This window comes from Pseudescherichia vulneris NBRC 102420 (assembly GCF_000759795.1).
Classification (GTDB): domain Bacteria; phylum Pseudomonadota; class Gammaproteobacteria; order Enterobacterales; family Enterobacteriaceae; genus Pseudescherichia; species Pseudescherichia vulneris.
Genome location: NZ_BBMZ01000009.1, coordinates 118,154 through 143,143 on the forward strand (window position 1 = coordinate 118,154; position 24,990 = coordinate 143,143).

Genomic DNA, 24,990 nt, shown 5'->3' on the forward strand with positions numbered 1-24,990 from the left:
CGCTTTCTGTTATAGAATGGGCAGAGAGGAATTCACAGGGTCGAGCAATGAAAAAGTATCAGCAGCTGGCGCAGCAGATTATTGAGCAGATCACTCTTGGCGTCTGGCAGCCCGGCGATCGGCTGCCATCGCTGCGCGAGCAGGTCACCATCAGCCACGTCAGCTTTATGACCGTCAGCCATGCCTACCAGATGCTGGAGAGCCAGGGGCGGATCGTTGCCCGACCGCAGTCTGGCTACTATGTCGCGTCACCGCCCTCCCGCAAACCACCTATGCCGCCTGCCCAGGTGATGCAGGACGAGGCCGTGGACATCAACACCTACATTTTTGAGGTGCTGCAGGCGAGCTGCGACGCCTCGGTGCTGCCCTTTGGCTCGGCGTTTCCCGATCCGCGCCTGTTCCCGCTCCAGCAGCTGAACCGCTCCCTGGCGAACGTCAGCAAAACCGCCAATGCCATGAGCGTGATCGAGAATCTGCCGCCGGGCAATGCCGATCTGCGGCATGCCATCGCCCGCCGCTATGCTCAGCAGGGGATGAACATCTCGCCCGATGAGATAGTGATCACCGCAGGCGCACTGGAGGCGCTCAACCTCAGCCTGCAGGCGGTCACCGAGCCGGGGGACTGGGTGATCGTCGAGAACCCCTGCTTTTACGGGGCATTGCAGGCGCTGGAGCGGCTTAAGCTCAAGGCGCTGGCGGTGGCCACCGACGTGGAGGAGGGGATCGATCTCGATGCGCTGGCCCAGGCGCTGAACGACTATCCGGTGAAGGCCTGCTGGCTGATGACCAACAGCCAGAATCCGCTCGGCTTCACCCTCAGCAATGAGAAAAAGGCGCGGCTGGTGGCCCTGCTGGCAGCGCACAACGTCACCCTGATTGAGGACGACGTCTACAGCGAGCTCTACTTTGGCCGTGAGAAGCCGCTCCCGGCTAAGGCCTGGGACACCCAGGAGATGACCCTGCACTGCTCGTCGTTCTCGAAGTGCCTGGTGGCCGGGTTCCGCATCGGCTGGGTGGCGGCGGGGAAACACGCCCGACGTATCCAGCAGCTGCAGCTGATGAGCACCCTCTCGACCAGCTCGCCGATGCAGCTGGCGCTGGTGGACTATCTCTCCACCAAACGCTACGACGCCCATCTGCGTCGGCTCCGTCGCACCCTGGCGGAGCGCAAGCAGCAGGCCAGGCAGGCGCTGCTGCGCCATCTGCCTGGTGAAGTGAAGATCCACCCCAGCGACAGCGGCTACTTTCTCTGGCTTGAGCTGCCCGCCCCCATGGATGCCGGGCGGCTAAGCGAGCAGGCACTGGCGCACCGCATCAGCATCGCCCCAGGCAAAATGTTCTCTACCTCTGACACCTGGACTCCCTTTTTCCGCTTCAACACCTCGTGGGCGTGGGGCGATCGCGAGGAGCAGGCGGCCAAAACGCTGGGGATGCTGATCCGCGAGGCCATGGCGTAACGCACCGGTATTAAGCCGTTGTCTCTGCTCCAGAAGATGGCGGAGTGCGTCATCTGTCACAACCTAAGCAAATTTCTTTTGCGCCTTATGTGGGGCCGCAGCGCGCCGTCTACCTTTACTGAGGGAGATATTTTTACGGCACGGCTGCCGCACATATGATTGCGACAGGAGTAATGGCTTATGAGTAAGACATTTGCCCGCAGCACGCTGTACGCGCTCGGTATGACCATCGTCACCGCGCAGGCAGCCGAGCCAACGGACGTCGGTAAAGGAGAGGGGCGTCTCGATATCATCGCCTGGCCGGGATACATCGAGCGCGGCCAGACCGATAAGCAGTATGACTGGGTCAGCGAGTTTGAAAAAGCCTCCGGCTGTCAGGTGAACGTGAAGACCGCCGCCACCTCGGACGAGATGGTGAGCCTGATGGCGAAAGGCGGTTACGACCTGGTTACCGCCTCAGGCGATGCCTCCCTGCGGCTGATCATGGGCAAGCGCGTCCAACCCATCAATACCGCCCTGATCCCCAACTGGAAAAACGTCGACCCGCGCGTGGCCAAGGGGGACTGGTTCAACGTTGGCGGCAAAGTCTACGGCACGCCCTATCAGTGGGGCCCCAATCTGCTGATGTATAACACCAAAGTCTTCCCTACGCCGCCGGACAGCTGGGCGGCGATCTTCGTTAAGCAGAACCTGCCGGATGGCAAGAGCAACCAGGGGCGGGTTCAGGCCTATGACGGCCCCATCTACATTGCCGATGCCGCGCTGTTTGTGAAAGCTACCCAGCCGCAGCTGGGCATCAGCGATCCCTATCAGCTCACCGAGGCGCAGTATCAGGCGGTGCTGAAGGTGCTCCGCGATCAGCACGGGCTGATCCACCGCTACTGGCATGACACCACCGTGCAGATGAGCGATTTTAAAAACGAGGGCGTGGTGGCCTCCAGCGCCTGGCCCTATCAGGCCAACGCCCTGAAGGCCGAGGGTCAACCCATCGCCACGGTCTTCCCGAAGGAGGGCGTAACCGGCTGGGCGGATACCACCATGCTGCACACCGATGCGAAACATCCTAACTGCGCCTACAAATGGATGGACTGGTCGCTGACGCCGAAGGTGCAGGGCGACGTAGCCGCCTGGTTTGGCTCTCTGCCGGTGGTGGCGGAGGGCTGTAAGGCCAGCACCCTGCTGGGTGAGAAGGGGTGCGAAACCAACGGCTATGGCTTCTTTGACAAGATCGCCTTCTGGAAAACGCCGGTTGCCGACGGGGGCAAGTTCGTGCCCTACAGCCGCTGGACCCAGGATTACATCGCCATTATGGGTGGCCGCTGATCGTCAGGAGTGACGCATGACCTATGCCGTTGAGTTTGATGATGTCTCGCGGATCTACGGTGACGTTCGGGCGGTGGACGGCGTTAGCCTGGCCGTCAACGACGGAGAGTTTTTCTCTATGCTGGGGCCGTCCGGCTCCGGCAAAACCACCTGCCTGCGGCTGATCGCCGGGTTTGAACAGCTTTCCGGCGGCGCGGTGCGCATTTTTGGCAAAGAGGCCAGCGAGCTGCCGCCGTGGGAGCGTGACGTCAATACCGTGTTTCAGGACTACGCGCTCTTTCCGCACATGTCGATTCTGGATAACGTCGCCTACGGGCTGATGGTCAAAGGCATCGGCAAAAAAGCGCGTCACGCCCAGGCTCACGAGGCGCTGGAGCGGGTGGCGCTGGGGTTTGCCCACGCGCGTAAGCCGTCCCAGCTCTCAGGCGGTCAGCGGCAGCGAGTGGCCATTGCCCGGGCGCTGGTTAACCAGCCGCGCGTGCTGCTGCTGGACGAGCCGCTGGGCGCGCTGGATCTCAAGCTGCGGGAGCAGATGCAGTTCGAACTGAAGAAGCTTCAGCAGGATCTGGGGATCACCTTTATTTTTGTTACCCACGACCAGGGCGAGGCGCTGTCGATGTCCGACCGGGTCGCGGTGTTCAATAACGGTAAGATCGAGCAGATTGCCGCCCCGCGCGATCTCTATCTGCGTCCACGGACTCCCTTCGTAGCGGGCTTTGTCGGCACCTCCAACGTTTTTAGCGCCGCCAGGGCGCAGGCGCTGTGCGGCATGATGGGAAGCTACTCCCTGCGTCCAGAGCATATTCGGCTGGACTGGGCGAATGAAGTACAAACCGAGGGCGTGGTGCAGACGGTGCAGTATCAGGGGGCCGCGACGCGCATTGAGCTGAAGCTTGCGGATGGTGAGAGGCTGCTGGTCAGCGAGGCCAATCTTCTTGATGCCCGTCAGCCTGCGTCGCTCCAGCCAGGACAGAGCGTGCCGCTCTCCTGGTCCCGTGCGGCAATGGTTCCGTTGCAGGAGGAGTAGATGGCGATGAGCGCTATGCCTGCCCCGCGCCCGTCGGCGCATGGTCGCCTGAGCGGACTGTTCTGGCGCAGGCCGACGTTGGGCCTTTTCCTGCTGCTGATCGCCCCCCTGATGTGGTTCGGCATTGTTTACCTCGGGTCGCTGCTAACATTGCTGTGGCAGGGGCTTTACACCTTCGACGACTTCACCATGTCGGTGACGCCGGATTTGACCCTGGCGAATTTGCAGGCGCTGTTTCAGCCTGCCAACTACGACATTATTCTGCGCACGCTAACCATGGCGATAGCGGTTACCCTCGCCAGCGCGATCCTCGCGTTTCCGCTGGCGTGGTTTATGGCTCGCTATACCCAAGGCAAGATGAAGGCCTTTTTCTATATTGCGGTAATGCTTCCCATGTGGGCGAGCTATATCGTTAAGGCCTACGCCTGGACCTTGCTGCTGGCGCGGGACGGCGTGGCCCAGTGGTTTTTACAGCACATGGAATTGCAGCCGCTGCTGGAGAGCGTGTTGACCCTGCCCGCGGTGGGCGGCAGTACGCTCTCGACCTCTGGCCTCGGGCGCTTCCTGGTCTTTGTCTACATCTGGCTACCGTTCATGATCCTGCCGGTGCAGGCGGCGCTGGAACGCTTACCGCCGTCGCTGCTGCAGGCGTCGGCGGATCTCGGCGCGCGACCGGCCCAGACCTTCCGCCACGTGGTGCTGCCCCTGGCGATCCCCGGCGTCGCGGCAGGGTCAATCTTTACCTTCTCCCTGACGCTGGGGGACTTTATTGTTCCCCAGCTGGTGGGCCCGCCGGGCTTCTTCATCGGCAACATGGTCTACTCCCAGCAGGGCGCGATTGGCAATATGCCGATGGCGGCGGCGTTTACCCTGGTTCCCATTATCTTGATTGCCCTCTATCTGGCGTTCGTGAAGCGCCTGGGAGCATTCGATGCACTCTGATCGCGCACCGCTGCTGTTAAAACTGGCTGCCTGGGGTGGGGTGATTTTTCTGCACTTCCCGCTGCTGATCATCGCCATCTACGCTTTTAATACCGAAGACGCCGCCTTTAGCTTTCCTCCTCAGGGCCTGACGCTGCGCTGGTTTACGGTGGCCGCATCGCGAAGCGATATCCTCGATGCGGTGACACTGTCACTTAAGGTAGCCGCGCTGGCGACGCTGGTGGCGCTGATACTTGGCACGCTTGCTGCTTGTGCTCTCTGGCGTAGCCAGTTTTTTGGCAAGAGTGCTATCTCGCTGCTGCTGCTGTTGCCCATCGCGCTGCCGGGCATCGTAACCGGTCTGGCGTTGCTGACGGCGTTTAAAACGGTAGGGCTGGAGCCAGGATTCCTGACCATTGTGATTGGTCACGCTACTTTCTGCGTGGTGGTGGTGTTTAACAACGTCATCGCCCGCTTCAGGCGCACCGCCTGGAGCATGGTAGAGGCGTCGATGGATCTGGGGGCCAACGGCTGGCAGACCTTTCGCTACGTGGTGATGCCCAATCTTGGCTCGGCGCTGCTGGCAGGCGGCATGCTGGCGTTTGCCCTGTCGTTTGACGAAATCATCGTCACCACCTTTACCGCCGGACATGAACGCACGCTGCCGCTGTGGCTGCTTAACCAGCTGGGCAGGCCACGCGAGGTGCCGATCACCAACGTAGTGGCCCTACTGGTGATGCTGGTGACGACGCTGCCGATTTTAGGTGCATGGTGGCTGACCCGCAGGGGCGAGAACGCCTTTGGCAACGAGAAATAACTGACCCTCAACCAGGATATGATTATGCAAGATCAACTGTTAATTAATGGCCAACTGGTCAGCGGCGAAGGGGAGAAGCAGGCGGTTTACAATCCCGCGACCGGCGAGGTGCTGCTGGAGATCGCCGAAGCCTCTGCCGCCCAGGTAGACGCCGCCGTACAGGCCGCCGATCGCGCCTTTACCGAGTGGGGCTACGCCACGCCGAAAGTTCGCGCCCAGGCGCTGCTCGATCTCGCCCAGGCCATTGAAGATAACGCCGAGGCGCTGGCCCAGCTGGAGTCCCTCAACTGCGGCAAGCCGCTGCACTGCGTGATGGGCGACGAGATCCCTGCCGTGGTTGACGTTTTCCGCTTCTTCGCCGGAGCGGCGCGCACCCTGAACGGCCTGGCGGCGGGCGAGTATCTGGAGGGGCATACCTCGATGATCCGCCGCGATCCGGTGGGCGTGGTAGCATCGATTGCGCCCTGGAATTACCCCCTGATGATGGCTGCCTGGAAGCTGGCGCCCGCGCTGGCGGCGGGCAACTGCGTGGTGATTAAGCCGTCGGAAATTACCCCGCTCACTGCCCTGAAGCTGGCGGAGCTGGCGAAGGATATCTTCCCGGCCGGGGTGCTTAACGTGCTGTTTGGTCGGGGCAAGACCGTGGGCGATCCGCTCACCGGGCATGAGAAGGTGCGAATGGTTTCCCTGACCGGCTCCATTGCTACCGGGGAGCATATCATCAGCCACACCGCCTCTTCAGTGAAGCGCACCCATATGGAGCTGGGAGGCAAAGCGCCGGTTATCGTCTTTGACGATGCCGATCTGGATGCGGTAGTAGAGGGGGTACGTACCTTTGGCTACTACAACGCGGGTCAGGACTGTACCGCCGCCTGCCGTATCTATGCCCAGAAGGGCATTTACGATGCGCTGGTCGAGAAGCTGGGCGCAGCGGTGGCGAGTCTGAAGATGGGCGCGCCGGACGATGAAAGCACCGAGCTGGGGCCGCTCAGCTCCGCTGCGCACCTGGAGCGGGTAACGCAGGCGGTGGAGGCCGCGAAAGCGCTGGGGCACATCAGCGTCGTGACCGGGGGCGCGAAGCGCGACGGCGCAGGCTACTATTTCCAGCCGACGCTGCTGGCCGGGGCAAAGCAGGAGGACGATATCGTCCAGCACGAAGTGTTTGGCCCGGTAGTGAGCGTAACCGCGTTTGACGATGAAGATCAGGTTCTGAGCTGGGCCAACGACTCCCGGTACGGGCTGGCCTCATCGGTGTGGACTCGGGACGTGGGCCGGGCGCACCGCTTAAGCGCCCGCCTGCAGTACGGCTGCACCTGGGTCAACACCCACTTTATGCTGGTCAGCGAGATGCCGCACGGCGGGCAGAAGATGTCCGGCTACGGCAAGGATATGTCGGTCTACGGCATCGAGGACTACACCGTCATTCGGCATGTCATGATAAAGCACTAGAGTATTTTCAAGGTAGCTGGAACAGCGCGTGATGCGGTTCCAGCTACTGTTTATCTTTTGGTCTGGTTGCTGACAGACGAGACAGGGCCGTAGGCAAGATCGAATTTCGGCGGGTTTAATAACCTTTTGTTTTTTAAGTCATTAATCATTGATTTCTGGTGCTGAGAGCGTACCAGAGTAGACAGCGATATAACTTGCTCGATTAAACTTGAATTGGGCATATTGCTATTCCTCTTTAGAGTAGATCCACGCTATCACTCTTCTGTGGCGATGTCATTAGCTAAGGATGACATAACAATTATCTCTTTTTGCACTTTGAACCTAAATTCCGTCAACATCTTATCTATTTCTCTAAGATCTTCTGTCAACTGTACATTGTCCGTGTAGTCTTCTATTTGAAGGTGAAGATCGTTTGTAAGCGTATTTATACCAATAAACCTACCATGAGAATGCCAGCGTCTGTTATCACTGAGTGCCACAGCGATATCTTCGGCCCGCGCAATTTTGTCATCCAGCGTAACAGGTGCTTGAGTTCTTTCCCGTACGTTCCAGTTACGGAACTTATATTCAACAAGCCATTTTTTTAATAAATCTTTAGACAGCTCTCTGGCTTGTTCATAACGTCGTAGTTGAGCTAAATCTAAATTATTGAGCATCATTAATTCAGCTTGCGTAACCTGTCCGGTATGAGATTTGTTGATAATCTCCTCGACTTTATCCAGGTAGCCAAGGGCTGGAACCCACTTGCCGTCAGATGACTGGACCTGTGGGTCAATCGGACCAAGCGAGGAAGCATAATCCATGTAAATTTTATCACCAGACATACACCAAATCGTACCGGCAGACATGGCGTAGTTAGGAACAATAAAGTAGACCTCCTGATAAAAATGGCGGGTTATTTCAACCATTTTTTCTACAGATTCTACGGAGCCACCGCCGGTTGACAGTATTATCACAAGCGAGCTTGTCTCTTTCTTTTTTGCGACTCGGCCAATGTCTTCAAGTACGGGTTGATAGATCTGTTTAGCCCACTCTGTAATCCCTCCGTAATAAACAATAACATCTGAGTCTGGAAAGTGATCGTTTTTTAATTCGTCAATTTTGAAGGAAATGAAACCTTCTATTGTATCATCTATGTTACTCAAGATAGTCTCCACTAATAATGCTGGTGAATGCATTATTTAAATGAATGCATCTAACGACAGGAGGTGTTAATATTCATTAAAAATATATATTAGAACCTTGCCACCATTGCCGTGTTGATGATTCTATGTTTTGTTTTAAGGGGCGCAATTTTATATTTATAAAATATGGGCTGGCTAGGGAGTTTCTTCAAAAGTGTCGGATTCCTTCCTGACGGTATAAATCTGTACCGCCGCCTGCCTGTCTTGCTCTTCTTTTCGTCTTTCGCCCCCGACATAATCGACAAGTCCGGTTTCCCTCACTTTCGCAGGGATAAAGCTTGATTTACATCAATAAAAAATGCATATTGCGCGCGTTTTATTCTATTTTGAGCAAATGTCGGCTATGACCCTATACCAAAAAATGCTGGTCTTCTACGCCGTGATGGCGACGATCTGTGCACTCATCACCTGGTTCCTGTCAAAGGATCGCAAACGGATCCGCTTTCTGTGTGCGTTTCTAATCGGCTCGACCTGGCCGATGAGCTTTCCGGTGGCGCTGCTGATCTCTCTGTTCTAAGAGTGCGGCGTAAAGAGGTTCCCCGGCGCGTTGCGTCACCGGGGGAGCCGATTAAGGCAGAAGCGTTAATAACGTTTTGCGCTGGGCATCCGTCACGTCTGAGGGGTGCCGATAGCCAATGTTCTCGTTGCTGCGGGTATAGAGCGCCACCAGCCAGTCATAAACGTAGCGTGTCGCGGCGTGAACTGGCTGATCGCCCAGTCGATTCAGTCTGCCTGCGGTGTGGGCTGGCGCGTCGGTGCTGAAGATCGCGCTGCCTTTCTGGATACGGCTGGCCGGGCGCCGATCGACCGCAACGTCGGCGTAGCCAAGCCAGGCAATCAGATTGCCAATTGCCGCATGCAGCTGCGCCGCGCAGGCGTTATCCCGCTGCATCAGAGTTTGCAGCTGGCTAGCGAGATCCAGCCGGTAGCTGGTGGTGATAATCGTGTCCGCCACCTGGCGCAGCGTAGCCGGGGTAATGCCCAACCGGGCCGCGCTCTCCGCGCTGCGGCTCCACTGGCGAAGATGATTCACCCACATGGCGTGCGCCTGCTGACCGGCATCCCGGGCGGCACTGGCGCGCTCGGGCATCTCCTGCGCATCGGCAAAGAGATCGATCGCCTCGTTAAACAGGCCGCTCACCTTCTCCTCACGCGGCAGCTGTACCTTCCACAGGGCATCAAACTGCTTCATCTCTGGCAGCAGTCCTTCCAGCAGTTCACCATGGCGTCCAGCCTGGCCCTGCAGCTCGCGAATCGCCGATTCAGCTCGGGCGCGACGGGTGTCCGCATCCTCTGTTAGCGGCGAGAGCAGAGGCTGCATCAGATCGCGCAGCATCCGATTGTGGCGCTCGCGCAGGGCAGTCAGTCGACTCAGGCGCAGCGACGGCGTGGTGGCCTGAGATAGCCACTCAATCAGCCGCTGCAGGCTGCTGGCGTCCAGCGCCTGCAGGGTTCCCCAGCGCTGTCCCGGCTTGCCCAGCAGCTGCTGCACGGTTTCATCAAGATTGAGCGAGGTGGTAAACCGCGCGTCCTGAGGCGTAATCGCCCACACCAGTCCCGGCAGCGCTGTCTCCTGGCCCGACTGCGTCTCCTGCACCCAGTTCAGCAAGGCCTTAGCCGTGACGGCGGTGGCGCTGCGCTGCGGCGTGGCGTTGCAGATCATCAGCACGTCCGGCTGGCGCTGCTGGCGATAGCGCTCCAGCAGCCAGCGGCACTTGCTGTGCCAGAGCGGGCGTTGAGGCTGCGCCGCCGGGCAGGGAATATCGACAATATCTACCCCGTCCAGCACGCTGTTTTCAACGCACAGCACTAATTCGTAGGTCAGCAGAGACAGAGTGGCGAGGGGAATGCTTACCGCGTTTTGCAGCTCGTCTTTTGACAGAGGATGAACCACTACCTCCGCCTGCGCCTCGATGCTCTCTGCTGCCAGCGGGTTCAAGAAACCCTCCGTCGGCAGGGCAAAGTTATCTACCAGCAGGCTCAGGGGCGCAGCCAGCTCGGCGGCGTTGCCGGTCTGATGCAGAACGTGCGCCAGGGCTAGCCACTGCTGGGTCAGCTCCTGCTGCTCACCCCACAGCAGCGACCAGGCGCTGGCCCGGGCGCGCAGATCCAGGGAGGGGATCAGGGTAGCGAGCTGGTACCACAGGCCGTCGTCGATCTGCTGCTGTGCAGCAGGCACGGTGGTGCGCCAGAACGCGGCAATCGCGCCGACGTCCTCAGCGGTAAGGCCCGCCACCGGATGCGGCTGACGCAGCCCGCGCCAGCGGTTGAGACGATCTTCAATCACCGCCCGGTCGACAAGGTGGCGATCCTGCTGTCCGGCGGCATGGGCGATAAACACCTGCACCAGCTCCGCCTCGCTAATCAGACGCAGACGCAGTGGAAACGCATCGTCAACGTTCTGAACGGCCGTGGTGAAGCGCAGCGCCATGCCGGTCAGGGCATGACCCGGATTGATATGGCTCAGGTAGTCGAAACTCTTCTCGCCGGCCTTGACGTTAATCCGTCCACTGCCGCTGCTGCACAGGGCGGTAAGCAGGTGTGCTTTTGCCGCCTGGGCGTGACCATAGAGGCCCACCGTGCGGGGCTGGCTAGCGGCGCGGGCCAGCACGCTCTCGTGCGCGGCGGCGGCGGTCAGGCGTAGCAATAGGGCGTCAGCGTCATCGTCAAGCAGCGGGGCGTGCTGGCGGGTCTCATCTATCCATGCCATTAATGCCTGGGAGGTTTTGCTCACATCTCTCATTTTAAGTACACGCTCCCGCTGTCAATCCAGTAGTGGCTGCCGCTGTGGCGGCGATCGGCCAGGGTGTTCAGTTTAAACGTCAACGCATCGGCGGCAACCGGCGTTCCGTCTTGTAGCCAGGCCTCGCTCAGGGTGAACGCTTCCGGCCCCAGCGCCTTGCTGCCGCCGGTGAGGGCCAGCCGCACGTTCAGCACGCCGTCGCCAGCGATGGCTTTCGCCAGCTCCGGTGAGTTGATACTCAGGGTATAGAGCGGCGTTGCAGGCCAGCGGGCGTTGGCGAGCTGGCGGAAGCCCAGCGTGACGTTGCCGCGCAGCGGGAAGTGCAGACGGGCATCCAGCTTGGCACCCGACTTATCCAGGTCGATATCTTCATACCAGACGTTCTCTTCGCGCAGGGTATTCACCACGTTATCCAGCACGCCGAGATAGCGCACGGTTGAGTAAGCCCCAATATCCGCCGCTTTAAAGTTAAAGCGCGGCAGGCGCAGATCCAGCGCCAGGCTGCACAGCATCGCCCCAACGGCGGCGGTGGATTTCGGATTGCCGATCCGCCCCTGCTGGCTAAACGGATACCACTCGTGCACCCGGTACTTATCCAGCCACACCATTCGGTTAACCGGAACCGGCTGCAGGTGGCGGATCAGCGCCTGCACGCCCGGCAGGCAGCCTGGACGCCCGGTGATCAGCAGCACGTCGCAGCCGTAGTGGGAGATGGCTTCACATACCGCATGGATCGGCGCGGTCAGGGTGAACTGGCCCCCCAGCATCGCCGCCTGCAGATCGCTAAAGTTAACCTGCAGCGGCACGGCAAAGAGATCGAACGCCGCGGCGCTGGCTGGCAGAGCGTGATCGATGGCCTGTTTGAGGTAGTTCATGACGTTGCGCGTCGGCTGCTGGGTCAGCAGTTCGCCAAAGGTGGCGTGCAGCCCCGCCAACGGATCGTTGATATCGCTTTGCTCCCAGGCCGAGAGGATCGCATGGCCGATCGGCATAAAGAGTTGCAGCGTGGTTTGCTGGCGCAGCACCGCCTGGGTGTCAATGCGGCCAGAGTCGCCAAACAGCGTTGCCATGAGTGCAGCGGCGTCGGTAATTCCCGACTTTTGCAGCTGGGTTTGCAGGGCGGGCAGCACGCAGCGCTGGATAATATCCAGCAGAATGTCATCGCCCGCTACCTTAAACCCTTCCCGGAACAGCAGATGCGGAGTGATCTTGACGTTGCTCCCGGTGCCGTCATCCAGCTGATAGTGGACGATGGCCATATCGGTGGTGCCGCCGCCAATATCGATCGACGCTACCCGCAGGGCGCGGCCCGGCGTTTCGTCCGGCGCACCGATACGGTCCGGGCGGGCGAGGGAGGCAAAAAAGGTCTCGGTCTGTCCGGCGTAGTGGGAGATAGCTTCGTTATAGAGCCAAACCAGTTGGCCGCAGCTCGCCTCGTCCCACTCCATCTGGATCTGCGGGACGGGCACCACGCTCTTATCGCGCTGCTTGCTGTTAGCGAAGTCGTCATCCTGCGGGTGCCACCCCATCGCTTTCCACACCAGGGCGATGGCTTCAAACATGCGGCGGCGGAAGATCTCGCGCTCCTGCTTCGGCATCGCCGAGGGCAGGGTCAAAATAATGGTGCGCAGTTGGCGGGGCGAGGCCGGGAAACCCAGACGCAAGCGCGTCGCCACGCTGTTGATCTGCCCTAAAGCCTGAGCCAGCAGCTCGCACAGCATGTGCGTCATCAGCGTGCTGCGGCTGTACTGGGGCGAGAACACCGGCAGACGCTCATCCAGCGGCAGGGTGTAGAGCGGCTGGCCGTCGTCGTTCATCAGGTTCATCAGCGGGAAGGCGGTCGCTAGCGGCTCGCGCTGGGACTTGCTGTTCATCTGGCTAAAGCGCCAGTCCTGTAACACCGGGGTCTCATCCCACAGGTAACGGCGCGGGCTAGAGATACCGCTGTTGCCTTCGGTCCCCAGACGCTGCATCGCCAGCTTGCGGGCCTCGTCGCCCACGCGAACGATCGAGGGCCAGACGAAGGCATCTTCACGCCCGCTCTCCACGGAGAAGTGCTGTTTGCCGAAGCGGGCTTCGGAGAACTCCAGCCGGCTGGTAAACAACGGCTCGTTTAAAAACTGCGGCTCGCTCAGGGAGCGCACCTGCAGCTCTGCCGTCTGGCGCAGGCCATCGTTGGCGTCGCCCTGATCCTCAATGATGACGCCGCAGGTATGGGTGTTGCCGACGTCGAGGATCAGATCCACCGGAATAGCCGGGGTGCTGAGGGTATGGGTAACGATTTTAACTTCTGGCACCGTCAGCTGCTCGCCCAGCAGGGTAAGCAGGTTGAGCCAGTGGGCCTGATACTCAAAGCCGCGCAGGGCCTGGGCAATCTCCCGCTCGCTGCGGTTTTCGACGCTGGTGGCGTAGTGCAGAAACGCCTCGCGCAGCCAGCCATCTATCCAGGTCTGATCGAGAAAATCAAACACCTCGTCGTCGCGCCATGCCAGCGCAAAGCGGGTGCCGTTCAGAATGTCATTGGTGGCCGGGGCCAGCGCCCCAGGCGAGAGATCGTTGATCTGGCTGTCCAGCGCCAGGGTCACGCGGTGGGTGTTGCCTACGCTGTCCGGCTCGGCCAGCTTGCGGATCTGCACGCGAGCCCAGTTATCCGGGCCTTCCACAAAGGTGCGCGGCGGGTTAAAGCGTAAGAAAGGTATAGGTAGCCAGACGCCATCCAGCACCGCCAGCGACTCAAGCAGCGGCAGGGTGATCTCCGGCTTCACCACCTCGGGCTGGCCGCCGTCACGGGTGGGCAGCGTATAGCGGCTGTTGATCAGATCGTAATCGAGGCGCAGCAGCGGCCCGTTAGCGGTTTTTCGTACAAAGCGTCCGCTCTGTAGGGAAGCCTGCGGCGTCAGGCCAAAGTCGAGAAACTGCACGCCGCTGTTGGCAATCAGCGTGACGCTCTGTTTGTAATCGCAAAGATTAACCAGCATAAAATCAGGAACCTGTTTTTCTGAACGTCAACGGGACAATGGTTTTGGCATCATACCGGGCGCTGCACTGGGCAACGTCGCTGGTGCCTGCGGTGCAGGAGATCTCCGGCATCGGGTAGCGAGAGCCGTCGCTGCAGCGCGCGTGACCGCGGCTTTTGATCATCAGTACGCCGGTGTCGTGCAGGCCAGAGAAGATCTCGGACCGACAGACAATATTATTACCCTGCACCAGGCGGGCGGTGCCTTTATTATTCTGGATCTGGAAGCGCAGCGTAGGCGGCTTGCCGGTCACTTCGTCTTTGATATCCAGCATCACGCGCCAGCTGCCGTTAAGAAAACGGGTGCTGCCCGCTTTAACCTGGTTGGCATCCATCACCAGCGCATCTTTTGGGATAGCGGTGATGGTCGGTTCGCTGGCTTTCTCTACCACCGGGGCAGGCGCTGCTTTGGCCGCCACCACTTCCGCCTGATGCAGCGGCAGCGAAGCCGTAAGCACCGGCGCAGGCTCAGCCTCGACCGGGGCAGGCGCAATGGTCTGCCGCGCAGCGGGCTGCGCGGCGGCTGTTTTAATGGCGGGCGTTGATTCAGGCTCTGCGGGCTGATGCGGCCAGAGCAGCGGGGCAGCCACGGCAGCGACCACCACGGCGGCCACCGGCAGCGCCCACAGGCCAACGCGGCGCTTAGCGGGAACAGGCGCCGCGTCAACGGCGGCAGGAGGAACAACCGGCGCGGGCGCGGGTTCAGGCTGCGGCGGTTCGGGAGGCTGTTGAGTCGTCATCTCCGGCACGGCGGCCAGCAGCGGTTCATCGGCTTGGCTGAAGGTCGCCACGGCAGGGGCTTCCTCTTCAGCGTCGTTCTCTTGCGGCATCTCGATGATCGGGGCTGGCGGCTCCTCTTCCCGCAGGCAGGCGAGCACGTCCTCGCGGGCGCTCTCGTTCAGATCAACAAAGCCCCAGAAAGTAATCACCGGTTTGCCATCCACCAGGAACACGTGGTTCACGCCGGGAAACTGCAGCGCTTTCGCCAGCAGGGAGCCAAACAGCTGCTGGGCGGTTTTCGGCGACTGCAGGCTTTTCCGGCTCAGGGCCGCGGCGCTGTCGAGCGTGCTTTCCAGAAAACGCAGGGCGCGGAAGCGGGACTCGTCGTCCGCCGCCTTCCAGCTTACCGCCCGGCCTTCGACCGGAGAGTACCAGTCCACGCGATCGCCGTCGTCGTTAATCTGCGGTATGGCGAGGCAGTCCACCATCGCCTGCTGCTTACGCAGACGTAATGCTTCACGAATTTGCAATGCCGAATCAAAGACGGCCTGGCCGCCACCGCCAACGGCCTGAAAATCATCCAGATCGCCGCTGCGCAAGAGAGTTTTTGCCACGTTTTCATCCCATAGACTTCTTCACGCCTCTACTTTACGAGATGTAATAGCAAGCAAACGGTGGAAGAGAGGCTAAAAGCGGTGAATTCTCGTGGCATTGCGCGGGCGCTTTTTGCTTGACGTTTACGAAACGACTTAAGGCAAACTTAACGGTGGGGAAAGGCGAAGAAATCAGCAAAATCAGCTGCTTTGGCATAACCTGATAGTGATTCGTTATTTGCCAGATTTTCACTGCTATGCTGAGATCACGTTTTAATAAAATAATAAGGTTTTAATTATGTTTTCAGGAAAACTGTCTACGGGTAAAACGCTGCTCGCGCTGGCGCTCAGCACGCTTCTGCCTGCAAGCGCGGCATGGGCGGCATCTAACGATACCCTTATTTACTGCTCTGAAGCCTCTCCGGAATCCTTTAACCCACAGATCGCCAGCTCTGGCCCGAGCTTCGTCGCCAGCTCACAGACGCTGTATAACCGCCTGATCAACTTCGACCCGGTAAAAAATACCCCGGTGCCGTCGCTGGCGACCAGCTGGACTATCTCCCCGGACGGTAAGACCTACACCTTTACCCTGCGTCAGGGGGTTAAATTTAACAGCAATAAATACTTCAAGCCGACCCGCGACTTTAATGCCGATGATGTGATCTTCTCGGTGATGCGTCAGAAAGACGCTAACCACCCTTATCACAGCGTCTCTCAGGGCAACTATGAATACTTCAACGATGTCGGCCTCGACAAGCTGATCAAAGACGTCAAAAAGGTCGATGATTACCACGTCCAGTTCGTGTTGAACGAGCCGAACGCCGCGTTCCTTGCCGACTGGGGCATGGATTTTGCTTCTATCCTTTCGGCAGAATACGCGGATGCCATGCTGAAAAAGGGCACCCCTGAGAACGTCGATACCTGGCCAATCGGCACCGGGCCGTATGCACTGCAGCAGTATAAGCGTGACGCGCTGATCCGCTATATTGCTAACCCGAACTACTGGGACGGTGAGGTGCCGACGAAGCACCTGATCTTCTCTATCACCCCCAACGTGGAGACGCGGCTGGCGAAGCTGCAAACCAACGAGTGCCAGATTATTCCTGCGCCGTCCCCGGTTCAGTTCGACGTGATCAAAAAGAATAAAGATCTGGCCCTGCATTCAGTAGATGCATTGAACGTCGGCTATCTCGCGTTTAATACCGAGAAAAAACCGTTTGATAACGTGCTGGTGCGCCAGGCGCTGAACTATGCCACCGATAAAAAGGCTATTGTTAACGCCGTCTTCCTGGGCTCCGGCACGGTAGCGAAATCGCCGCTGCCGCCAAACATGCTCGGCTTTAATAAAGACCTTAAGGATTACGCTTACGATCCAGAGAAGGCCAAGGCGCTGCTGAAGCAGGCGGGCCTGGAGAAGGGCGCAGAGGTCACGCTGTGGTCAATGCCGGTACAGCGTCCTTACAACCCGAACTCGAAGCGTATTGCCGAGATGATCCAGAGCGACTGGGCGAAGGTAGGCGTGAAGGCGAAGATTGTCTCCTACGAGTGGGGCGAATACCTCTCCGGCATGCGCAAAGGCGAGCATGACAGCGCGCTGTTTGGCTGGATGTCCGACAACGGCGATCCAGACAACTTTGCCGACGTGCTGCTGGGCTGTGATAGCATCGAAACCGGCTCGAACGCCGCCCGCTGGTGTGATAAAACCTATGACGGGCTGGTGAAAAAGGCGAAGCTGACCTCCGTACCAGAAGAACGCGCCGGGCTGTACGCCCAGGCGCAAGAGGTGTTCTACCAGCAGGCTCCGTGGATTGCGCTGGCGAACGGTAAAACCTTCTATGCCACCCGCAGCAACGTAACCGGGTATAGCGTTAGCCTGATGGGCAGTGATTTCTCAAAAGCTAAACTGAATTAACAGACACAGGAGAGGATATGTCGCATTTGGAAGAGGTTGTCACGCGCGTGGATGCCGCTATCAAGGAGAGCGTGATTGCGCATATGAATGAGCTGCTGGTCGAGCTCAGCAATGACCCTGAGCTGAGCCGGGAAGATCGCTATACCCAGCAGCAGCGCCTGCGTAACACCATCGCCCACCATGGACGGCACCATCAGGAAGAGGTAGAGGCACGCCGCGAACAGCTCACCAAAAATGGGACTATCCTCTAAGCCATTGTAAACGCCGGGCGGCGCTGACGCTTGCCCGGCCTACGTCATGCACGGTGCAGTTTGTAGGCCCGGTAAGCGTAGCGCCACCGGGCAATTCATCTACCACTGGCGTCTGGCCACTAACCACGCACCAATCACCAGCAATACCGCGCCGCATACGGGGCCCACCAGCGCCCGCAATGGCACGCCGTGGCTTTTAACCAGATCCATCACCAGTCCGCCGATCAGCTGGCTCGCTACCAGCACCGCGATAGTGGTGGCCGCACCAACGTATTGATACCCGCTGATGCTGGCAAAGACAAAAAACGATCCGAGCAGGCCGGGGATCAGCGTCCACCAGCGCACCGTTGCCGCCAGTTCGCTAAACCCGGCCAGGCCATACTTCATCAGCAGAATCGAAACAAACAGCACAATACCCACCAGCGAGTTGAGCAGCATAGCGATCAACACGGTGGAGGAGGACTGGGTGATACGCACCATCAGCGTATTTTGTACCACCAGCCCGACACCTGCCGCCGCCAGAAACAGCAGGGTTAACGACTGATTCATGCGATGACATCCGGTTCGCTACGGTTATCCAGCTGCAGCTGCATAAAGGTGAGGTCAAGCCAGCGACCAAACTTGGTGCCCACCTGCGGCATCTGCGCGGTGGTGACAAAGCCCAGCTTCTCATGCAGGTGGATAGAGGCCGCATTCTGCGACTCGATCCCGGCGATCATCACGTGCTTGCCGATGCGTTTTGCCTCCTCAATCAGCCTAACCATCAGCGCCTGGCCCAGGCCTTTACCCTGATGTTCCGGGTGAACGTACACCGAGTGCTCTACCGTGTGGCGAAAACCGTCGAAAGCGCGCCAGTCGCCGAACGCCGCATAGCCGGTGATCTCACCGTTCTCTTCGCTGACCAGCACCGGATACCCCATCAGGGTGCGGGCCTCAAACCAGGCGATGCGGTTGTCAGCGTCAACGGTCTGGTCGTTCCAGATAGCGGCGGTATGCAGAACGGCGTGGTTGTAGATCGTGGCAATGGCGGCGCAGTCGTCTTTGCCCGCGTAGCGGATAGTCATGCTTAAAACCTCAGAGAATATGCACGGGATAGTCTGTTATGAATACTATTACATGACGCAGAATGTCAAAGCAAAGAGAGGCGTAAGACGCTACGCTGAAAGGATGTTTAACCGTCGAAGGAGACTACTGTGAGTCAAGAACAACAGCGTAACCGCCAGTGGCTGCTGGCTTCCCGCCCGAAAGGCGCGCCAGTTGCTGAAAACTTTCGTCTCGAAGAGAGCGAGATCCCCACGCCAACGTCCGGTCAGCTGCTGCTGCGCACCGTCTACCTCTCTCTCGACCCGTATATGCGCGGTCGGATGAGTGATGAACCCTCCTATGCCGATCCGGTGAATATCGGCGACGTCATGTGCGGCGGCACGGTGAGCCAGGTCGTTACCTCGCAGCATCCGGACTATGCCGAAGGCGACTGGGTACTGGGCTACGACGGCTGGCAGGCGTATGCCGTATCTAATGGGGAGGGGCTGGTTAAGCTCGACAAGAGCCTGGAGCACCCGTCCTGGGCGCTGGGCGTGCTGGGGATGCCCGGCTTTACCGCCTACATGGGGCTGCTGGACATTGGTCAGCCTAAAGAGGGCGAGACGCTGGTGGTCGCGGCGGCAACGGGCCCGGTGGGCGCGACGGTCGGCCAGATTGGCAAGCTTAAAGGCCTGCGGGTGGTAGGCGTCGCCGGTGGCGCAGAGAAGTGCCGTCACGCCGTGGAGACGCTGGGCTTCGACGCCTGTATCGATCATCACGCCGATGACTTTGCCGAACAGCTAAAAAATGCCTGCCCGCAGGGGATCGATGTCTATTATGAAAACGTTGGGGGCAAGGTGTTTGACGCGGTGCTGCCGCTGCTGAATACCGGCGCCCGCGTGCCGGTGTGTGGCCTGATCAGCGGCTATAACGCCACCGACCTGCCGCCGGGACCGGATCGCCTGCCGTTGCTAATGGGCACGATTTTGAAAAAGCGTATCCGCATGCAGGGCTTTATCATTACCCAGGACTATGGTCACCGCATCGACGAGTTCCAGCAGGAGATGGGGAAATGGGTTCAGGAAGGCAAAATTCACTATCGCGAACAGATTGTGGATGGCCTGGAAAATGCGCCGGAAGCCTTTATTGGCCTGCTGGAAGGCAAGAACTTTGGCAAACTCGTTATTCGCGTAGCTGAGGATAAATAGAGCAGCGGTGAAAAAATTGTACAAAAAATCATGCAATTTCATTAAACGTTGTCTTTAATTAAGCATAGCTACACCAGCGGAGCGGCATGTTCCGTTGGTGTATATTAATCTGCATAATAAATAACTTTTAGTTCTAACGTTTTGCGTTATTCCAATACCAGGCAACTCTCTACCTACTATATCTTAGGGTTCGTGTGGGAAAATTCACACGAATAGGTGAAAAGTAATAAGTATTCGACAGGACATGAATATGCTTGATTTGGAAAAGGCGCAGCGTCTGAGCCTCACTCAGCAGGTTGAAGTAAGTTTAAAGAACGCGTTAATCGTCGGGGCGCTGAAGCCCGGCGCACGCCTGATCACCAAGGAGATTGCCGACCAGCTTGGAACCAGCATTACACCGGTACGCGAGGCGCTACTGCGTTTGGTCTCGGCGGGCGCGTTGCATGCGACGCCGGCTCAGGCCTTTCTGGTTCCGGAAGTAAGCCAGCAGACCCACCGTGAAATAACCGAAATCCGTAAGCGGCTGGAATCGATGGCCGTCAGTGCCGCCTGCAGCAAAATGACTGATGAAAAACTTCGCCAGCTGCGGCTGTTGGCCAAAACCTTTAACGAAGCCCGACTCGGCGCGAACGTGGAGCAGGCATTGCAGGCTAACCGCAGCTTTCGCTTTCGACTGTACGAATATGCTGAGATGCCCACGCTGCTCTCACTGATCGAGCAGCTGTGGGTGCGCATTGGCCCGTGCTTCAACCATCTTTATCCCGCGTCTGAAGAGCTGGCCAATGGGCACCATGACTATGCCGATCTGTTAGACGCCCTGGAGCGGGGCGACAGCGAGGCCAGCCAGCGGTCAATTCTCTGCGTAATTGATATGGGCGTAAACATTGTTCAGCATCAGTATAACGAGGCACTTTAGCCCGTCTGTCGTTACTGAGGGGCATCATCGAAGGGTTTCGATTCAACTCACTCTTGCAAGTGGTACGTGGTGCGAGTATCTTTAACTCATACCATGTACTACCGAGCAAAAGGAAATGCTTCATTTTATTGAAACACCTATTTTTGAGCGATGGATAAACGATTTGCTCACGCCTGATGAGTATCAGAAATTTCAGGCTCATCTACTGACAGACCCAACGGCAGGACCCACTATTTCCCATACGGGGGGATGCCGTAAAATTCGCTGGGCTTTGCCAGCAAAGGGTAAGAGTGGCGGTATTCGGGTGATTTACTATTACCTGACGACCGATGGCGAGATCCATTTACTTTACGCTTATCCTAAGTCAGAACAGGAAAATCTGACTGACGCCCAAAAAGCAGTAATGAAAAAGTTTGCAGAACTCATAGAGGCCGCGAAATGAAAGACGATATGTTTAACGAGTTAGTAGAAAGCATGCAGCAGGCTGTCGCTATTCGTCGGGGCGAAATGAAACCAGCTCGCGTTACCTCCTATCCCATTCCAGATGTAAAAGCTATCCGCGCCAGCGCGGGGCTGAAACAGGATGAATTTGCACAAGCGGTAGGCGTATCACCTTCTCTTGTTCAAAGCTGGGAGCAGCATAAGCGCATCCCTAATGGTCCCAGCCTGAAGATGCTACGTATCATTGAGAAGCATCCTGATATGCTTCTGCTTTTCCAGCAGGTCTGACTAAAGATAATCTCCTGAGAGCATCTTCATCGCGCCTTATAACGGCTTCCCTGGTGAATTTGCCTCAGGGAAGCACCTCCATCACACTTTTACTATTCTTCCTGCCAATCGCGTTAATTACCTTTCTCCGTTGCCGATAACCCTTTTATGCGCAGTTGGGCGCTAACATGTTGCTTGGGCAAGGAGAGGGTATGTTTTTAAACCTGCATTCTGTCTGAAGCCGCTGACAAAGGCCTAAAATAAAAATGCCCGGCAGCGTTTGGCTACCGGGCATCAGCAGAAAGGCTAACGCTTTACTCGAAGCGGTACGCTACCGAGAGGCCTACGCCGTAGTTACGACCCGGAGCCGGTTCGTAATAGCGACCATTGGACTCGTTAACGATGACCGATCCGACATACTCTTTGTCGAACAGGTTATCCACCCGGCCAAACACGTCCAGCATCCAGTTGTTGTAGTTGAACTTGTACCCGGTGTTCAGACCCACGGTGGTATAGGACGGTGCTTTCGCCGTGTTCTCATCGTTGGCTTCAATGTCGCTCATGTAACGCATATCTGCCCCCGCGTACCAGCCGCTCTCCGGCACGTAGCCGAGGGAGGCAAAGCCCATGTTGCGCGCGATGCCCGGCATCCGATTGCCGTTGCAGTTGTCATCCCCGCAGACGTTGGTGCGGTAGGTCGCGTCCAGATAGGTCCACGCCATTTTTACCCGCCAGTCGCCAGCAAACTGCTGGTCAAGGGAGAGCTCAGCGCCCTGACGACGGGTTTTCCCAGCGTTTTTGTAGGTGGTGCGTCCGCCGCTGCTGGTATCGGTTACGATCTCATCATTGGTCATGGTCTGGAACAGCGCTGCGGTGAACAGGCCGTTGCCGACGCGGGTCTTGCTGCCGATCTCATAGGTGTCGTTGGTCGACGGCTTGAGATTGAAGTTCAGGCCGCTCTGGTTATTGGCCCGGTAGGAGAGCTCGTTGATGGTCGGCGTCTCGAAGCCACGGCCTGCGGCGGCGTAGACGTTCCACGCATCGGTCACGGCATACTTCAGCGCACCGGCCGGGAGCCACTCGTGGTAGCTGGCTTCGCCGCTGTCGTCGCCGTTAGCGGCGGTGACGTAGTGGTCGTTGGAGTCAAACCACACCGAGCTGTAGCGCACCCCGGCGTCCAGCGAGAGCTTGTCGGTCAGCTGCCAGCGCGACTGCATGTAGGGATCCGCATTCCACATCAGGTTGCGCTCGTTGCGGCGCAGGTTCCCTTTCTGACCGTAATCCGGCGTGCCGTTATTCATCACGAAGTTCTCAAAACCTTTCCGATCTTCGCTCATGTTTTCATAGTTCAGGCCAGTGGTAATGGTCACCGGCACCAGCAGCTCGCCACGGTGGGTCCAGCGGGTGTCGATCCCCTGATAGTGACGGCTGAGGTCGATCACCCCGCCCGCATGGGTCGGATTGAGCTGCGGCGCACGCGGAATGGACTGGTACTGAGTCGTTTCACGCTCGCCCGCGTACATCATCACGCTGAGGTCATCCTGCTCGCTCAGCTGGCGCTCGTAGCGTAGCCCGGCCTGGGTCTGCTTGATGGTTTTGCGGGTGTTGTACTGGTCGGCACGCGGAGCCTGGTGTGGATCCTGCTTCCACTCCTGCTGGGTCAGGCCGCCCGGATCGTCTGCTTTGATATCGACGCTGTTAAAGATCAGGCTCAGCTTGCTGACGTCATTGATACGCACGCCGAGTTTAGCGTTGGCGAGATTCTTACGTGCGCCGCTGTGGTCGCGATAGCCGCTGGTAATAAAGCGGGTAGAGGAGACGGTGTAATCCACGTCGCCTGCCTGCGTACCGTCTCCGGTTGCACCGGTGGCTTTCAGGCCGTAGCGCCAGCTACCATAGCTGCCGTAGTAGCTGCTGGCTTCGATGGTCGTCGGCTGCTGGCCGGTTTCGGTCGTGACGTTAACCACGCCGCCGGAGGCGTTACCGTACAGGGCAGAGAAGGGGCCACGCAGCACTTCAACGCTCTCGACGCTGTTGAGATCGATATTGGAGGTCTGCCCCTGGCCGTCCGGCATGGTCGCCGGGATACCGTCGACGTACATGCGGATGCCGCGCACGCCGTAGGTAGAGCGGGAGCCAAAGCCACGCATAGAGAGCTGCAGATCCTGCGCATAGTTCTGGCGATTCTGGATCTGTAGCCCCGGCACGCCGGTCAGTGACTCGGAGAGGTTAATGCGCGGGGCGGCATGACGCATCTCTTCCCCGTTGACCACGCTGACGGCGGCGGGCGTATCCAGCTCGGACACGGTCTGCGGCGTAGCGCTGACGATCAGAGTCTGCTCATCAGCGGCAAAAGCAGAGCCGCAGGCGGCTGGCAGCAGCAGAAAAGGGAGGGTAGCGTGCGTGATAGCAATGATTTTCATTAAAGGAACCGGTTAAATAAAAAACGAACCAAATGGAACATGTGTGCACATGTTACTGTTTTTGTAAAAATTATGAAAACGTTAACGGCACGTAGTGTTAAGTGGTGTATCCAAGTGTGTATGAAGGAAGTATGAAGATTATGGACGACCTCGCAAGAAAGACTCCACATTTTATTAATTAATGATTATTATTCTCATTCTCAACACGCGAATGTGTTAATCAAAGGGAGTCGTCATGTTTTTACGTCAATTAAGCTCGCCGCGCCTGCGTGGTTCTCTGTTCCTCGGTTCACTGCTGCTGGCGGGGACATTTAACGCTAGCGCGGCGGAGGAGATGCTGCGTAAACCGGTGGGTAAGGGCGCATACGAAATGGCGTTCAGCCAGCAGGAGAATGCCCTGTGGGTCGCCACGACCCAGAGCCGCAAGATGGATAAGGGAGGCGTGATCTACCGTCTCGACCCTGTAACGCTGGATATCACCCAGGCCATCCACAACGATCTCAAGCCGTTTGGTGCGACTATCAACAATCAAACCCAGACGCTGTGGTTCGGTAACACCACCAATAGCGCGGTGACTGCCGTTGACGCCAAAACGGGCGAGGTAAAAGGCCGCCTGGTACTGGACGATCGCCAGCGTTCCGAAACGGTGCGCCCATTGCAGCCACGTGAGCTGGCGGTGGATGAAACCACCAATACCGTTTATATCACCGGCATCGGTAAGGAGAGCGTGATCTGGGCCGTCGATGGCGAAACGCTGAAGCTGAAAAACACGATCGCCGATACGGGCACCTTTAGCACCGGGCTGGCTATCGATGCGGCGGCAAAACGCCTCTATACCACTAACGGCGACGGCGAGCTGATTACTATCGATACCAGCAGCAATAAAATCCTCTCCCGTCAGAAGGTCCTCGACGATGGTAAAGAGCATTTCTATCTCAACCTGAGCCTCGACACTGCTGGACAGCGGGCGTTTATTACCGACTCAAAGCAGGCGGAGGTGCTGGTGGTCAATCTGCGCGATGGCAAGGTGCTGGCGAAGGTTGCTGCCCCGGAGTCGCTGGCCGTGCTGTTTAACCCGGCCCGCAACGAAGCCTACGTTACCCACCGCAAGGCGGGCAAGGTGAGCGTTATCGATGCGAAAAGCTATAAGGTGGTGAAGAGCTTTGATACGCCGACCTACCCGAACAGCCTGGCGCTCTCTGCCGATGGTAAAACGCTCTACGTGAGCGTGAAGCAGGCCTCAACCCGCGAGAAAGAGGCGACCGATCCGGATGATGTGATCCGTATTGCGCTGTAAGA

General features: G+C 58.3%; 21 protein-coding genes. 14 read left to right on the plus strand and 7 right to left on the minus strand.

Translation table 11 applies throughout. The features are described from left to right. The first annotated feature begins 47 nt into the window (after window positions 1-47). From EV102420_RS08495 to patD, 6 genes are all read left to right on the plus strand, one after another. On the plus strand, window positions 48-1,457 hold the full coding sequence (locus EV102420_RS08495) for an aminotransferase-like domain-containing protein (protein WP_042390931.1): 1,410 nt from the start codon (window positions 48-50) through the stop codon (window positions 1,455-1,457). 180 nt (window positions 1,458-1,637) lie between these two features. Beyond that, a complete protein-coding gene (gene ydcS / locus EV102420_RS08500; protein ID WP_042390933.1) occupies window positions 1,638-2,780 on the plus strand; it encodes a putative ABC transporter substrate-binding protein YdcS in 1,143 nt (380 codons plus the stop codon). A 16-nt stretch (window positions 2,781-2,796) separates the two neighbouring features. Beyond that, the gene (locus EV102420_RS08505; protein WP_042390934.1) at window positions 2,797-3,807 is read left to right on the plus strand and encodes an ABC transporter ATP-binding protein; all 1,011 of its coding nucleotides are present in this window, start codon (window positions 2,797-2,799) and stop codon (window positions 3,805-3,807) included. Beyond that, entirely contained in the window at window positions 3,808-4,749 is a 942-nt protein-coding gene (locus tag EV102420_RS08510) for an ABC transporter permease (RefSeq protein WP_042390937.1), read from the plus strand. Continuing rightward, complete coding sequence (locus EV102420_RS08515) at window positions 4,739-5,545, plus strand: ABC transporter permease (RefSeq protein ID WP_042390940.1); 807 nt, start codon at window positions 4,739-4,741, stop codon at window positions 5,543-5,545. The genes EV102420_RS08510 and EV102420_RS08515 overlap by 11 nt, the downstream gene beginning before the upstream one ends. Before the next feature lie 24 nt (window positions 5,546-5,569). Further along, window positions 5,570-6,994: an aminobutyraldehyde dehydrogenase gene (patD, locus tag EV102420_RS08520; RefSeq protein ID WP_042390943.1), complete on the plus strand. Its 1,425-nt coding sequence runs from the start codon at window positions 5,570-5,572 to the stop codon at window positions 6,992-6,994. A gap of 254 nt (window positions 6,995-7,248) precedes the next feature. Here the strand turns inward: patD and EV102420_RS08525 are convergent, their stop codons facing one another. After that, window positions 7,249-8,139: an SDH family Clp fold serine proteinase gene (locus EV102420_RS08525; RefSeq protein ID WP_255211664.1), complete on the minus strand. Its 891-nt coding sequence runs from the start codon at window positions 8,137-8,139 to the stop codon at window positions 7,249-7,251. 382 nt (window positions 8,140-8,521) lie between these two features. On the opposite strand from EV102420_RS08525, the gene EV102420_RS08530 reads away from it, so the two are divergent. Beyond that, a complete protein-coding gene (locus EV102420_RS08530; protein ID WP_072015224.1) occupies window positions 8,522-8,695 on the plus strand; it encodes a GhoT/OrtT family toxin in 174 nt (57 codons plus the stop codon). 51 nt (window positions 8,696-8,746) lie between these two features. On the opposite strand, the gene EV102420_RS08535 is transcribed toward EV102420_RS08530, so the two are convergent. The 3 genes from EV102420_RS08535 to EV102420_RS08545 are packed head-to-tail and all read right to left on the minus strand — an operon-like array spanning window position 8,747 to window position 15,271. Further along, window positions 8,747-10,921, minus strand: coding sequence for a virulence factor SrfC family protein (locus EV102420_RS08535; RefSeq protein ID WP_042390950.1), 2,175 nt, complete (start codon window positions 10,919-10,921; stop codon window positions 8,747-8,749). Next, window positions 10,918-13,899: a virulence factor SrfB gene (locus EV102420_RS08540; protein WP_042390952.1), complete on the minus strand. Its 2,982-nt coding sequence runs from the start codon at window positions 13,897-13,899 to the stop codon at window positions 10,918-10,920. Before EV102420_RS08540 ends, EV102420_RS08535 begins: the two co-directional genes overlap by 4 nt. A gap of 4 nt (window positions 13,900-13,903) precedes the next feature. Further along, complete coding sequence (locus EV102420_RS08545; RefSeq protein ID WP_042390954.1) at window positions 13,904-15,271, minus strand: SrfA family protein; 1,368 nt, start codon at window positions 15,269-15,271, stop codon at window positions 13,904-13,906. Between the two features lie 292 nt (window positions 15,272-15,563). Between EV102420_RS08545 and EV102420_RS08550 the strand changes: the two genes are divergently transcribed. Both EV102420_RS08550 and EV102420_RS08555 read left to right on the plus strand, forming a co-directional pair. Beyond that, complete coding sequence (locus EV102420_RS08550; RefSeq protein ID WP_042391153.1) at window positions 15,564-17,162, plus strand: ABC transporter substrate-binding protein; 1,599 nt, start codon at window positions 15,564-15,566, stop codon at window positions 17,160-17,162. A gap of 17 nt (window positions 17,163-17,179) precedes the next feature. Further along, window positions 17,180-17,413, plus strand: coding sequence for a DUF2526 family protein (locus EV102420_RS08555; protein WP_042390956.1), 234 nt, complete (start codon window positions 17,180-17,182; stop codon window positions 17,411-17,413). 99 nt (window positions 17,414-17,512) lie between these two features. On the opposite strand, the gene EV102420_RS08560 is transcribed toward EV102420_RS08555, so the two are convergent. Together EV102420_RS08560 and EV102420_RS08565 are read right to left on the minus strand one after the other, a co-directional pair. Continuing rightward, entirely contained in the window at window positions 17,513-17,962 is a 450-nt protein-coding gene (locus EV102420_RS08560) for a DMT family transporter (protein WP_042390958.1), read from the minus strand. After that, on the minus strand, window positions 17,959-18,477 hold the full coding sequence (locus tag EV102420_RS08565; protein WP_042390959.1) for a GNAT family N-acetyltransferase: 519 nt from the start codon (window positions 18,475-18,477) through the stop codon (window positions 17,959-17,961). The genes EV102420_RS08560 and EV102420_RS08565 overlap by 4 nt, the downstream gene beginning before the upstream one ends. A gap of 129 nt (window positions 18,478-18,606) precedes the next feature. Here EV102420_RS08565 and curA point away from each other — a divergent pair, with 129 nt between their 5' ends. The 4 genes from curA to nadS all read left to right on the plus strand — a co-directional run bounded on the left by curA (window position 18,607) and on the right by nadS (window position 21,289). Continuing rightward, the gene (gene curA, locus EV102420_RS08570) at window positions 18,607-19,644 is read left to right on the plus strand and encodes an NADPH-dependent curcumin/dihydrocurcumin reductase (protein ID WP_042390960.1); all 1,038 of its coding nucleotides are present in this window, start codon (window positions 18,607-18,609) and stop codon (window positions 19,642-19,644) included. Between the two features lie 250 nt (window positions 19,645-19,894). Continuing rightward, entirely contained in the window at window positions 19,895-20,560 is a 666-nt protein-coding gene (locus EV102420_RS08575) for a GntR family transcriptional regulator (RefSeq protein ID WP_042390962.1), read from the plus strand. A gap of 115 nt (window positions 20,561-20,675) precedes the next feature. After that, complete coding sequence (locus tag EV102420_RS08580) at window positions 20,676-21,002, plus strand: type II toxin-antitoxin system RelE/ParE family toxin (RefSeq protein WP_042390964.1); 327 nt, start codon at window positions 20,676-20,678, stop codon at window positions 21,000-21,002. Beyond that, window positions 20,999-21,289 carry a NadS family protein gene (gene nadS / locus EV102420_RS08585; protein WP_042390966.1) on the plus strand — a complete coding sequence of 97 codons (291 nt, stop codon included), beginning with the start codon at window positions 20,999-21,001 and terminating at the stop codon, window positions 21,287-21,289. Before EV102420_RS08580 ends, nadS begins: the two co-directional genes overlap by 4 nt. Window positions 21,290-21,582: 293 nt before the next feature. Here nadS and pqqU read toward each other — a convergent pair whose 3' ends face one another. After that, window positions 21,583-23,691, minus strand: a complete 2,109-nt coding sequence (gene pqqU / locus EV102420_RS08590; protein ID WP_042390968.1) for a TonB-dependent receptor PqqU — start codon at window positions 23,689-23,691, stop codon at window positions 21,583-21,585. A gap of 235 nt (window positions 23,692-23,926) precedes the next feature. Here pqqU and yncE point away from each other — a divergent pair, with 235 nt between their 5' ends. Beyond that, window positions 23,927-24,988, plus strand: a complete 1,062-nt coding sequence (gene yncE / locus EV102420_RS08595) for a 7-bladed beta-propeller protein YncE (RefSeq protein WP_042390969.1) — start codon at window positions 23,927-23,929, stop codon at window positions 24,986-24,988. Window positions 24,989-24,990: the final 2 nt, after the last annotated feature.